At 70.5% G+C, this 12,259-nt stretch carries 11 protein-coding genes, 1 pseudogene and 1 riboswitch; of the genes and pseudogenes, 6 read left to right on the top strand and 6 right to left on the bottom strand.

Annotated elements, in window-relative coordinates:
• The first annotated feature begins 18 nt into the window (after nt 1–18).
• Entirely contained in the window at nt 19–2,544 is a 2,526-nt protein-coding gene (locus tag CEG14_RS00375; protein WP_094824377.1) for an ankyrin repeat domain-containing protein, read from the top strand.
• Nucleotides 2,545–2,568: 24 nt separating this feature from the next.
• On the opposite strand, the gene ilvB is transcribed toward CEG14_RS00375, so the two are convergent.
• Nucleotides 2,569–4,407, bottom strand: coding sequence for a biosynthetic-type acetolactate synthase large subunit (gene ilvB / locus CEG14_RS00370; protein WP_094824376.1), 1,839 nt, complete (start codon nt 4,405–4,407; stop codon nt 2,569–2,571).
• Between the two features lie 94 nt (nt 4,408–4,501).
• On the opposite strand from ilvB, the gene CEG14_RS00365 reads away from it, so the two are divergent.
• From CEG14_RS00365 to CEG14_RS00355, 3 genes are all read left to right on the top strand, one after another.
• On the top strand, nt 4,502–4,981 hold the full coding sequence (locus tag CEG14_RS00365; RefSeq protein ID WP_094824375.1) for an Lrp/AsnC family transcriptional regulator: 480 nt from the start codon (nt 4,502–4,504) through the stop codon (nt 4,979–4,981).
• 156 nt (nt 4,982–5,137) lie between these two features.
• Nucleotides 5,138–5,395 carry a helix-turn-helix transcriptional regulator gene (locus CEG14_RS00360; protein WP_094824374.1) on the top strand — a complete coding sequence of 86 codons (258 nt, stop codon included), beginning with the start codon at nt 5,138–5,140 and terminating at the stop codon, nt 5,393–5,395.
• 3 nt (nt 5,396–5,398) lie between these two features.
• Nucleotides 5,399–6,751 (top strand): type II toxin-antitoxin system HipA family toxin, encoded by a 1,353-nt coding sequence (locus CEG14_RS00355; RefSeq protein WP_441299860.1) that lies wholly within the window; start codon nt 5,399–5,401, stop codon nt 6,749–6,751.
• 9 nt (nt 6,752–6,760) lie between these two features.
• On the opposite strand, the gene CEG14_RS00350 is transcribed toward CEG14_RS00355, so the two are convergent.
• Nucleotides 6,761–7,672 carry a bestrophin family protein gene (locus CEG14_RS00350; RefSeq protein ID WP_094824372.1) on the bottom strand — a complete coding sequence of 304 codons (912 nt, stop codon included), beginning with the start codon at nt 7,670–7,672 and terminating at the stop codon, nt 6,761–6,763.
• Nucleotides 7,673–7,880: 208 nt separating this feature from the next.
• Here CEG14_RS00350 and CEG14_RS00345 point away from each other — a divergent pair.
• Together CEG14_RS00345 and ribB are read left to right on the top strand one after the other, a co-directional pair.
• Nucleotides 7,881–8,381, top strand: a pseudogene (locus CEG14_RS00345) (SET domain-containing protein); the annotation flags it as partial.
• A gap of 506 nt (nt 8,382–8,887) precedes the next feature.
• A riboswitch (FMN riboswitch) is annotated at nt 8,888–9,047 on the top strand.
• 110 nt (nt 9,048–9,157) lie between these two features.
• A complete protein-coding gene (gene ribB, locus CEG14_RS00340; protein ID WP_094824371.1) occupies nt 9,158–9,841 on the top strand; it encodes a 3,4-dihydroxy-2-butanone-4-phosphate synthase in 684 nt (227 codons plus the stop codon).
• A 52-nt stretch (nt 9,842–9,893) separates the two neighbouring features.
• Here ribB and CEG14_RS00335 read toward each other — a convergent pair whose 3' ends face one another.
• From CEG14_RS00335 to CEG14_RS00320, 4 genes are all read right to left on the bottom strand, one after another.
• The gene (locus CEG14_RS00335; RefSeq protein ID WP_094824370.1) at nt 9,894–10,385 is read right to left on the bottom strand and encodes a nucleoside 2-deoxyribosyltransferase; all 492 of its coding nucleotides are present in this window, start codon (nt 10,383–10,385) and stop codon (nt 9,894–9,896) included.
• Nucleotides 10,386–10,387: 2 nt separating this feature from the next.
• Nucleotides 10,388–10,984: a flavin reductase family protein gene (locus CEG14_RS00330; protein ID WP_094824369.1), complete on the bottom strand. Its 597-nt coding sequence runs from the start codon at nt 10,982–10,984 to the stop codon at nt 10,388–10,390.
• A gap of 7 nt (nt 10,985–10,991) precedes the next feature.
• Complete coding sequence (locus CEG14_RS00325; RefSeq protein WP_094824368.1) at nt 10,992–11,444, bottom strand: nuclear transport factor 2 family protein; 453 nt, start codon at nt 11,442–11,444, stop codon at nt 10,992–10,994.
• A gap of 96 nt (nt 11,445–11,540) precedes the next feature.
• A complete protein-coding gene (locus CEG14_RS00320) occupies nt 11,541–12,152 on the bottom strand; it encodes an NAD(P)-dependent oxidoreductase (protein WP_094824367.1) in 612 nt (203 codons plus the stop codon).
• Nucleotides 12,153–12,259: the final 107 nt, after the last annotated feature.

The following is a 12,259-nucleotide window of genomic DNA, read 5'->3' as shown; positions in this document are numbered from 1 at the left end:
CGGTACATAATGCGCCCCATGACGAACCCCGCCGCCTTCTCCGCACGCCCCCGCAGCCCGCGCCGTGGCCTGTTGCCGCGCCTGTTGTGCGCCGCGCTGCTGGCCGCGCCGGCAGCCGTGCCCTCCCTCGCGCACGCCTTCGACATCGGCGAGGCGATCACGGCGGCGCGGCTCAGCGGCTACCCGATCGACCCGCGCGAGGCCCGCGTCGGCGGCACGCCGGGCCGGGACGGCGCGACCGTGGTGGGGCGCTACGCCAATCTGCTCTACGTCTATCGCTTCGAGGGCGCGGCCGGGCAGGCCAGGCAAGTGTTGCGCTCGCAACCATTGGTCATGCCGCTGGAGCAACTCGGCGGCCAGCCCGACACCGCGCAGGAGATCGGCCTGCTCGGCCCGTTCCCCGCCGACCAGAGCTACTGGGTGGAATACCGCCCGCGCGGCGCCGGTTCGGACACGGTGCAGGCCTTCCTGGTGCGCGCCGACGGCAGCGTGATGCGCGTGCAGGCCGACGTGGCGGGGCTCACCCTGTATGTGCCCGTGCAATGGAACGACGAGGCCCGTGCGCAGGCGCTCGCGGCCAGCCGGCCGCGCCTGCCGCCGCGGCTCGAACCCGTCACGCGCGATCCGCACAAGATCCGCTTCGTGCCCGAGCCGGCCATCGACGCGCCGGCCGAGCTGGCACGCCTGCATGCCGCGGTGGCGCAAACCGACCGCAAGGACCGGGCACGCTTCATCGCCGGCCTGGACGCCATGACGCGGCTGCTCGCGCAGGTCGACATCCGCGCCATCGATCCCGGGCTCGCCGATCCGGCCACCCTCACGCGCCTGAACGACTACGGCTTCTGGCTGGCCGAGGCGCGCCGACCGGCTTCGGCCGTGGCGGTGCTCGACGAGGTCCTGTGGCGCGCGCCGGAGCGCCGCCCCGCGCTGCTCAACCGCGGCGACGCCTACGTCCAGCTGCAGCAGGCCGCCACCACGCCCGAGGCGCGCCACTACAACCTGGTGATGGCCCAGGAAGACTATCGCAGCTACTGCGGCCGCATGCTCGCGCAGGGCGAGACGATTCCGTCGAACATCGCGCAGCGCCTCGTCGCCACGCTCGGCGTGGCCAGCCTGGATGCGGCGAGCTGCGTGCCGCACCGGACCCTTCACGACGCGGCCGCCTCCGGCGATGCCTCGGCGCTCGGCCGCGCCATCGCGCAAGGCATCGCGCCCGACGACCTCGACGCGAAGGGCCTGACGCCGCTCGCCCACGCGGTGATGCGCGCGCGGCCGGCCACCGTGGAGGCGCTGCTGCGCGCCGGCGCCAGGCTCGACGCGGTGCGCGGCAGCCCCTTGCTCGCGCGCGCGCTGCCGCCGAGCAACGCGCCTGCGCTGACGCCGGAGCACTACGCGGTCGCGCGTCTGCTGATCGGCGCGGGCGCCGACGTCGAGGCGCGCGACAGCGACCAGAACACGCTGCTGATGCAACGCGCGCGCTACAACAACAAGAACCGCGCCACGCTCGAATTCCTGCTGGAGCAGGGCGCCGACGCGAACGCGCGCAACAAGCGCGGCGAGAGCGTGCTGCAGGCGGCGCTGACCTCAGCCGACACGCGCTGGCTGGCCGAGGCGCTGGTGGCGCGCGGCGCGAACGTGGACAGCGCCTACATCTCCGCCTACTACGGCGACCGCCCCGTCTGGATCACGCCGCTGCTCGAGACGCTGCGCAGCCATCCCGGCGAACTGGCGCCCGGCAAGACGCCGCGGCCGCCGGCCAATCTGGACTTCCTGTTGCAGCACGGCGCCGATGTGTCGGTGGGCGGCCTCGGCGCGCCGGACAAGCAGGTTCCGCGCAACGGCCTGGAGGCCGCGCTCGAGTCCGCCGCGATGTACGCCTCGCCCGACCTGATTTCCACGCTGCGTGCGCACGCGAAGGCCCCGCATGCCCCGCTCACGGCGCGGCCGCTGCAGCGGGTGCTCGCCAACTGGAACACGGCCCGGGGCCGCGCGGCCAGCGATCCGGCCGCGTGGCAGCCGGTGCTGGCGCAGTGGCGCGCCACCGCCGAGGCCATGGTGACGGCCGGCGTGGCGCTGCGCGACCCGCGCAGCACCGACGCCTCGGCGCGCGGCAACCTGCCGCCGCTGGCCCTGCCCTGGCTGCCCGATGAACTGTACGCGGCCTGGCTCGCCGCCGGCGCCGATCCTGCCGAACGCGCCGGCTACGAGATACGCGAGAACCACGGCATGCAATGGCCGGCCGCGCTGCCGCTCGTCAACATGGTGGTGGCGGGCGAACAGGGCAAGGTGGCATTGCTGCTTCCGGAAGTGGCGCAGATGGTGCGCACGCCGGCGCTGTGCGGCAAGGCGGTGGCCGACGTGGCGGCGTGGCAGGTGGCGCTGGACGGGCCGCTCAGCCCGCCCCAGGCGCAGGTGCAACGGCAGGTGCTGGACGCCGCGCGCGCCGTGCCGGAGTGCGACCTGGACCAGACGGCCGGGGTGGCGGGTTACGCCAACAGCCGCGCGCGCGACCTGCTGGCCCGGAACGGCACGCCCTGGCCCTGAGGCGCGCGGGCGGGCGGTGCGGCCTCAGGCCGTGTCGTCTTCGTACCAGTTGTCGGCCGACAGCATCATGCGGTGATGGCCGACGCCGGCCGGCATCATCGGGAAGCAGTTTTCCTGTGCGGTGACCGTGACGTCGAGGAAGTAGGGGTCGTCGTGCGCCAGGCACTCGGCCAGCGCCGCGTCGAGCTGGTCGGGATGCTCGACCCGCGCCGCGCCCCAGCCGAACGCGCGCGCCAGCGCGACGAAGTCGGGCAGGGAGGCGTTGTAGCTGTGGCTGTAGCGCCCGCCGTGGATCAGCTCCTGCCACTGCCGCACCATGCCCATGTAGCCGTTGTTGCACAACACGACCTTGACCGGCGCCTCGTGCTGCATGGCGGTGGACAGCTCCTGGATGTTCATCAGCACCGAGGCGTCGCCGCTCACGCACACCACGGTGCGGTCGGGATGCGCCACCTGCGCGCCGATCGCGGCCGGCACGCCGTAGCCCATGGTGCCGGCGCCGCCGGAGGTGAGCCAGCGGCCCGGCTGGTCGAAGCGCAGGTATTGCGCGGCCCACATCTGGTGCTGGCCCACGTCGGTGGACACGACCGCGTCGCGGTCGGCCAGCGCCGCATTCAGGCGGGCCATCAGGTGCTGCGGCAGGATCGCGTCGGCGGCCGGCGCGTAGCCCAGGCAATCCTGCGCGCGCCAGGTGTCGATGCGGCGCCACCAGTCGGCCAGGCGCGCGGCCGGCATCGGCACGTCGCGCAGCTCGCCCTGCAGCGCCTGCACCAGCTGCAGGCAGTCGCCCACCAGCGCGGCGTCCACGCGCACCACCTTGTTGATCGAGGCGGGATCGATGTCGAGATGGATCTTGCGCGCGTGGGGGCAGAACTCGGAAAGCTTGCCCGTGATGCGGTCGTCGAAGCGCGCGCCGATGCAGACCACCAGGTCGGCGTTGTGCATGGCCATGTTGGCCTCGAGCGTGCCGTGCATGCCCAGCATGCCGACGAACTGCGGATCGGAGGCGGGGAACGCGCCCAGGCCCATCAGGGTGAGCGTGCAGGGCGCGCCGGTGGCGCGCACCAGCTCGGTGAAGGCGGCGCAGGCCGCCGGGCCGGAATTGATCAGGCCGCCGCCGCCGTAGAACACCGGACGGCGCGCCTCGGCGATCATCGCGGCCGCGCGGCGCACCGCGCCGGCGGGCACGCGTGCCGCACTCTTGCCGCTCTGGCGGCGCGCGCGCAGGGCCGCGATCTGCCCGCGCGCCAGCGCGCCGGCCTCGTCCTGCGCGGCATCGGCCGGCACGGCGAGCTGCACATCCTTGGGGAAATCGACCAGCACCGGACCGGGCCGGCCCTGGCGGGTGAGGGCGAAGGCGCGGCCCACCACGGTGGCCACGTCGTCGACGCCGCGGATCTGCGTATTCCACTTGGTGACCGAGCGCGAGATGCCGATCGCGTCGCACTCCTGGAACGCGTCGGTGCCGATGGCGGTGGTGGCGACCTGGCCGCTCACGCACAGCACCGGGATCGAATCGCACATCGCGTCGAGCAGGCCCGAGGTGGTATTGGCCATGCCGGGGCCCGAGGTAACGAACACGACACCCGGACGGCCCGTGGTGCGCGCATAGCCTTCGGCGGCGTGCACGGCGGCCTGCTCGTGGCGCACCAGCACGTGCCGCAGCCGCGGCTCGGCGTAGAGCGCGTCGTAGAGCGGCAGCACCGCGCCGCCCGGATAGCCGAACACGGTGTCCACGCCGAGCTCGATCAGCGTGTCGAGCAGGATGCGGGCGCCGTTGAGCGGATGCGTGGCGGCGGGGGCCTCGGCGGGGACGAGGGCGGCGATGGCTTGGCTGTGCAGACGATCATTCATGGTGAACATCTTAGGGGGGATCGGGAAGAATTTTTATCTTCTTTTCCCCAAAATCCCGGTCGGCACAGTAAATTGACCTTTTAAAACGCCGAACCAAAGAAAAATGCACCTCGACAAGTTCGACCTCGCGATTTTGCGCGCCCTGCAGGACAACGCGCGGGCCAGCCTCAACGAGATCGGCGCGGCCGTGGGCCTGTCGTCCACGCCCTGCTGGAACCGCATCAAGCGCATGGAAACGGCGGGCGTGATCCGGGGCTATACGGTGGACCTCGACCCGGCCAAGCTCGGCTACACCGACACCGTGATCGTGCACGTGACCCTGGAGAGCCACAGCGAGGAAACGCTGTACGAGTTCGGCCGCGCCCTGGCCGAGATTCCGGAGGTGCTCGAGGCGTTCCTGGTGTCGGGCGACTACGACTACTACATCCGCATCGCCGTGCGCGACACGCGCGACTACGAGCGCCTGCTGCGCCAGCGCCTCTACCGCATTCCCGGCATCCGCCACAGCAAGTCCTGCTTCGTGCTGCGCAGCCTGAAGGAAACCCGCCTGCCGCTGCTCGAGCCGCCGACCGCGCCGGTGTGAGACGGCCGGCGCGCTTCGACGCGCCGGATACAGTCTGTGCGCTGTAAAAGCAGAATACAAACCAAGGGCTGTATCTGCAAAATACAAACCATATTGCGTAAACCGCGTTTACAAACTAGGATTTGTACGCCCCCCCGGTTTCCCTCCCGCTCCGCCATGCCCGATTTCACCGTCCGCACCGCCCAACAACTGCCGACCTTGCTGCAGAGCTTTCGCAAGCAGGCCGGGCTGACCCAGGCCGACGCGGCGCTGCGCCTGGGCGTCACGCAGCAGACCCTGTCGGCGCTCGAGCGCAACGCCGAGAAGGTCAGCGCCGGACGCCTGCTGGAACTGCTGAGCCTGCTCGGCGTGCAGATGGTGCTGCGCCAGGAAGGCGATACGCCGCCGGCCCCGTCAACCGGCCCGCGGTGGTGAAACGTGGGACGCCGGCCGCATTCGCAGACGCTACAGCTCTGGATGAATGATGCGTTCGTCGGCACCTGGCGCCAGCAGCCCCGCACGGGCGACGAGCTGCAGTACGACGCCGCATGGGCAGCGTCGGCACAGGGCCGGCCGCTGTCGTTGTCGCTGCCGTTCACGCCGGGCAATCGGCCCCACCGCGGCCCCGCGGTGCGCGCCTATTTCGAAAACCTGTTGCCCGACAGCAAGGACATCCGCGAGCGCGTCGCGCGGCGCTTCCACACGCGCTCGACCGATGCCTTCGCGCTGTTGAGCGAAACCGGCCGGGATTGCGTGGGTGCGCTGCGCGTGCTGCCTGACGGCCAGCCGCCTGCGCCGGCCGGCCAGATCGAAGCCACGCCCCTGAGCGAGGCCGAGGTTGCACAGATACTGCGCTACACCGTGGCGCCCGCGCCGCCGGGCAGCGATCCGGCGGTGAACGACGACTTCCGCATTTCCATCGCCGGCGCCCAGGAAAAAGCCGCCTTGCTCTGGTGGGACGGCCGATGGTGCCGGACGCGGGGCACAACGCCCACCAGCCACATTTTCAAGCTGCCCCTCGGCCTGGTCGGCAACCTGAAGTTCGACTTGAGCGAATCCGTCGAGAACGAATGGCTCTGCTCGGAGATCCTGCGCGCTTACGGACTGCCGGTGGCGCATGCGCAACCCTTGCAATTCGAAGACATGAAAGTGCTGGCGGTCGAGCGCTTCGACCGCGCCTGGTGGACCGACGCGCAGGGTCGACGCCGGCTGCTGCGTCTGCCGCAAGAGGACATGTGCCAGGCCACGGCAACGCCGCCCCATCTGCGCTACGAGGCGGACGGCGGCCCCGGCGTGCGGGAGATCATGAAGGTCCTGGCGACCTCGGTCGCGCCCGAGCGCGATCGCCACCTCTTCTTTCAGGCCCAGGTGTTGTTCTGGATGCTGCGCGCCACGGATGGCCACGCGAAGAACTTCAGCCTCTTCCTGCGCGAGGGCGGCGCCTACGCGCTCACGCCGCTCTACGACGTGATCTCGGCTTACCCGATCATCGGCTCCGGACCCAACATGCTGTCGCCGTTCAAGGCTCGAATGGCGATGGCCGTGCGCGCGAAAAACCCGCACTGGGTGATGCGGGACATCCGGCGCCGGCACTGGCTCGAGACCGGTGCCGCACATGGCGTCGTCAGTCCCGATGGCAGCGGCGTCGAGGCCGTGATCGACGCGCTCGTCGCGCGCACCCCGGAGGTCATCCGTTCGGTGCGGGACCGCCTGCCCGCAGGCTTTCCCGGGCGGCTGGCCGAATGCGTGTTCGGCGGCATGCTGGCGGCCGCCGATGTGCTCGCCGGCTGAGGCCGGGCGTTACTGCAGCAGATAACCCTGCGGCAGCAGCGGCTCGGGCAGGTCGGTGTCGCCCAGCGTTTCGCGCACGTCGATCTCGATCTGGCGCGCCAGGGCCGACAGGGGCAGGTCGTTGGTGTCCAGGCCGAAGGGCTCTTCGAGCTGGTCGCCGAGCGCGTCGAGGCCGAAGAAGGTGTAGGCCACGATGGCGATCGCCAGGGGCGTGAGGGCGCCGAGCGCGCCGACCAGGCCGAGCGGCAGCAACAGACAGAACAGCCACGCCGTGCGGTGCAGGAGCAGCGTATAGGCGAAGGGCGTGGGCGTGTTCTTGATGCGTTCGCAGGCCGCGTGGATGGCGCCGCATTCGCGCACGCTGCGCAGCAGGCCCTGGCAGGTGATCTCGCCGTAGTGGCCGGCGCGCTGCGCCGCGATGTAGTCGCGGGTGAGCTCGGCCAGCAGCGCCTGCGGCACGTTGCGACAGGACGCGAGGCTGGCCTGGGCCTGGGCCGGCAGCCACGGCCGCGCCGCATCGAGCGCGTCCTGGTCGCGCAGCCGCGCCACCAGCGCGTGGGCCATCGCCACGATGCGCAGCCCCTGGCGCCGCGCCAGCTCGGGATCGGCGAGCGCCACCGTTTCGCGCGTGAGGGTGCGGGCCTGCACGATCAGGTTGCCCCACTGCTTGCGCGCCTCCCACCAGCGGTCGTAGCAGACGTTGTTGCGAAAGCCCATGAACACCGACAGCGCGAGGCCGAACAGCGAGAAGAACGGCATCGAGCTCAGGTGCCCCGGCACGAAGTGCCCGGCCTGGTACAGCCAGGCCACCAGGCAGCTCCACAGCACGATGAAGATCAGCCGCGACAGGATGTTGGGGATGATGGAACCGCGCAGGATGAAGAACAGCCCGAAAGCGGTGTGACGCGGACGAATGATCATGGCGTGCAGGTAAAGATGAAGTGGCCGCGGGCCGTGCGCCGCGCCAGTGCGGCGCAACTATACGCCGCTGTCCGCCCCCGCGCCACGGCACACCGATTGTGACAGTCCGCGTCGCATTCGCGTCGATATAATGCGCGCTTGACCGGTCGCCAGTGCGCGCCGCTTCCCTCCATCGCCAGTGCGCGACGCCACAAAAATCCCATCGCCCATGACCACCGATCGCATCAACCCCTGGCACGTCGTGCGCCGCTCCAAGCTGCACGGCAACGGCGTGTTCGCCGCGCGCACGATTCCCGCCGGCACCCGCATCATCGAGTACGGCGGCACGCGCATCAGCGCGGCGGAGGCCGACCGTCGCCACCCCACCAATCCGGACGATCCGTTCCACACCTTCTTCTTCGCGCTCAGCTCGGGCAAGGTGATCGACGGCGGCGACGAGGGCAACGACGCGCGCTGGATCAACCACTGCTGCGAGCCCAACTGCGAAGCGCAGGAAGGCCGCCACGGCAAGCGCGTCTACATCGTGGCGCTGCGCGAGATCGCCGCGGGCGAAGAGCTGTTCTATGACTACGGCCTCGTGCTCGACGGCAAGATCACCAAGTCGCTGCAGGAAGGCTACCGCTGCCTGTGCGGCACGCCGTCGTGCCGCCACACCATGCTGGCGCTGTCGAAGAAGCTCGTGAAGAAGGCCCAGGAACGCCACGCCGAGCAGATCGGCAAGCTGGCCGAGAAGCCGGCCAAGCGCCGCACCGGCAAGCAGGTGGAGCCCGCGCGGGAGGCGTCCGGCGGCGTCGATGCGCAACCGGCGGAAAAGCCCGCGCCGAAGAAGGCCGCACCGAAAAAGGCGGCCCCGAAGAAGGCGGCCCCGAAGCAGGCCACGGCAGACGCGGTCGCCGACGCGGTCGCGGACGCGGTGACCGAGACGGCGCCGCAGCAGGCCGCGCCGAAAAAAGCGGCAAAGAAGGCCGCGCCGAAGAAGGCCGCGAAGAAAGCCGTCGCGCAGCCCGACGCCGCCGCGCCGGCCAGGAAGGCCGCCGCGAAGAAGGCGGCAGCCAAGAAAGCCGCGCCGCGCAAAGGCGCGGCCAAGAAGGCCGCCGACGGCGACGCGCAAGCCTGATCCCGGCGTCGGCGCCCCTCGCGCCGACGCGGGTATTCCGGCCACGCCGCCCGGCAGGCGTACAATGGTCTGAGCCGTATCCGAGATACGGCCATGCAGTACGTCTTCAGGGCGGGGCGAAACTCCCCACCGGCGGTATGTCGCGCAATGCGACGAGCCCGCGAGCGCCTGGCATGCATCCGTGGATGCGCGCCAGGGTCAGCAGATCTGGTGCGATGCCAGAGCCGACGGTCACAGTCCGGATGAGAGAAGATGTGCCGGCACGATCCCCTCGCGGGCGGCGTATGGCCGCTCGTCGTGCATTGCGTCCGGCTGTCATGTAGCCCTGAAACGTTTTTCGCCCCTTACCTACCAGCGAGAGCGTTTCAATGTCCCAGCTTCAAAGCAACTCCGTTTCCCCGCTATACGCCCAGCCCTTCGCCGTTCGCCTCGAACGCGCGTTGCAGCACCTGCGCATCGGCCGCCCCGTGATCCTGATGGACGACTTCGATCGCGAGAACGAAGCCGACCTGATCGTCGCCGCCGACAAACTCACCGTGCCCGTGATGGCCCAGCTGATCCGCGACGGCAGCGGCATCGTCTGCCTGTGCCTGCCCGGCGACGTGCTCGACCGGCTCGACCTGCCGGCCATGGTCACGCGCAACCAGAGCCGCTTCAGCACCGCGTTCACCGTGTCGATCGAGGCGCGCGAAGGCGTGAGCACCGGCGTTTCGGCCGTCGATCGCGTCACCACGATCCGCGCCGCCATCGCCGCCGATGCCGATCCGGCCGACATCGTCAGCCCCGGCCACGTGTTTCCGTTGCGCGCGCAACCGGGTGGCGTGCTCACGCGCCGCGGCCACACCGAAGGCTCGGTCGACCTGGCCGTGCTGGCGGGCCAGCGCCCGGCAGGCGTGCTGTGCGAACTGATGAATCCCGATGGCACCATGATGCGCGGCGCCGCGCTCGAGCGCTATGCCGCGGCCCAGGGCCTGGTGGCGCTCACCATCGCCGAGCTGGCCGAGCACCTGGCCGCGCAGGCGCAGACCGCGGACGCCGAACTGGTCGCCTGAGGGCCGGTCCGCCGGTGCGCGCAAGCGCGCGCCAGCGGCCTCCCGTCGCGGCTCAGGCCGCGGCGGCCATGCTGCGCAGGCAGGCCCGCGCATCGCCCGTGACCACGCGCGCGCTCTGCGCCAGCATGAGGTTCAGCGGCCGGCCGAAATCTTCCACCGTGTAGCCGTCGGCATCGACGTGCAGGCCGTCGCGCACGGTGCCGGGCACCTGCTCGATCAGCGGCCGGTCCTGGCCGGTATAGGCCCACACGGGCTTGCCCAGCGCCACCGCATAACCGACCTCGAAGGCAGTGCCGGAGTCGGGCTCGTGGCCGCGAAACGGGTTGAGATTGGCCATCACCAGGTCGGCGCGGCGGATCAGCGTCACGTTCTGGCGATAGATCCAGCCCGCGGCGGCATCGCCCGACAGCTCGGCGGGCAGCGCGTTGTCGAGCGGGTAGAGCCCCTCGAAGCCGTGCTCGCGGCACAGCGCCTTGAGCCGCTCGCCGTGCGCCACCGCATCGGCGCGAAACACATCGAATCCCGCCAGATAGATGCGGCGCATGCTTACTCCTGAGGGGCGGCGGGGTCTGCGAGCGAGAACGCGTCGCCGGTCGCGAAGAAGGTGCCGCCCGCGACGTAGTGGATGCTGCGCCGCTCGGGCGCGGGGAAATGCCAGCGATTGCCGGAGAACGCGCGCACATCCGCCCAGGCCGCCACCACTTCGCCGATGAAGAGGTCGTAGCGCTGCTCGTTGTGCGGCTCGGGAATCACCTTGCACTCGAGCCAGGCCAGGCAGTTTTCCACCAGCGGCGCGCCGATGATCGAGGCCGGCACCGGCGCCAGGCCGCTGCGCGCGAACTTGTCGCCGTCGCGGCCGGACAGCGTGCCCGCGGTGAGCGTGGCCTGCGCCTGCTCGCGCGCCGGCACGCACAGCGCGAACTCGCCCGACGCCTCGATCAGGTGGCGGGTGTGCGTGCCCTTGTCGACCACCACCAGCATCTTGGGCGGGTCGAAGTCCAGCGGCATGGCCCAGGCCGCGGCCATCACATTCTGCTCGCCGCCGTGGGCGGCGCTCACCAGCACGGTGGGGCCATGGTTGAGCAGCAGGTAGCTGCGCGGCAGCGCGACCGGCTGCATGAAGGTCGGGAACGGGGCGGTCATGGGCGCCTCAGAACATGCCGTTGCGGTTGGCGGGATTCTCGGGAATCTCCTGGCTCACGTCCCAGTGCTCGACGATCTTGCCATTGGCCACGCGGAAGATGTCGATCACGGCCTGGCCGCGATCATCCGGCGTTTCCTTCCAGTGGTTGTGGATCACCACCAGGTCGCCCTCGGCGATCACGCGCTTGATCTCGGCGCTGGCCTGCGGGTGCTGTTCGAAATAGGGAATGAAGAATTCGGTCAGCGGCCCCACGCCGTCATCGAGATAGGGGTTGTGCTGCACGTAGCGGCTGTCCACATAGCGCGTCACCGCCTCCTCGACCTTGTGTTCCTGGAACATCAGGCGGAAGAAGGCGAGCACGGTTTCCTTGTTCTGTTGCGCGTTCTGCGCAAAAACCGGCGCGGCGCCCGCCAGGCAGAGCGCCGCGGCGGCGGCCAAAATCAGCGTCTTGAACTTCATGCGGATCCGATGCCATCGATGGGAGAGTGGCAGCCCAGTTTACAAAGAAAAGGCCGGCGCAAGGCGCCGGCCCGACAGCTTGCGCGCGCGCTGCGGTCAGTACGCAACGCTGAAGCGACGCCGCGAATGCTTGGGCGCTTCGAGCTCGTCGACCAGCGCGATGGCGTAGTCCTCCATCGAGATGTGGCTGTTGCCCTGCGCATCGGCCAGCAGCTGGTCGCCGCCCACGCGGAACGTGCCGGTGCGCTCGCCCGGCTCGAACAGCGCGGCGGGCGAGAGGAAGGTCCAGTCGATCTGCGACTCGGCGCGCAGCGCCTGCAGGAAATCGGCGCCGGCGCTGGCCTCGGCCTTGTACTCGGCGGGGAACTCGGGGAGGTCGATCAGGCGCTTGCCCGGCGCGATCTCGAGGCTGCCCGCGCCGCCGACCACCAACAGGCGCGGCACGCCGGCCTGGCGCACGGCGGCCAGCACGGGCTCGGCGCCCAGCGACAGGAAGCGGCCTGCGCTGATGACGGCGTCGGCGCCCCGGATCAGCGCGGCCAGCGCGGCCGGATCGTTGGCGTCGCCCGCCTTCATCTCGAGGCCGGGACGGGCCGCCACGTCGGCGGGCTTGCGGGCAATGCCCACGACTTGATGATTACGGCGCAACAATTCGTCCGCCACGCGCGCGCCCACGCGCCCGCTGATACCGATGACTGCGACTTTCATGGAAGGAACTCCGTCTGCTGGGCGCCGCAGGGAAGAGGGCGCCGGGAAGTTCCATGCTATGCCCGCCGCCGGGGCTGGCCTAGCCCCGGGCAGCAGACATACTGTTG

The organism is Bordetella genomosp. 1 (assembly GCF_002261335.1).
Lineage (GTDB): Bacteria > Pseudomonadota > Gammaproteobacteria > Burkholderiales > Burkholderiaceae_B > Bordetella.
The sequence above is the reverse complement of the archived record's forward strand: the minus strand, read 5'-3'. Positions and strand labels throughout refer to the sequence as shown.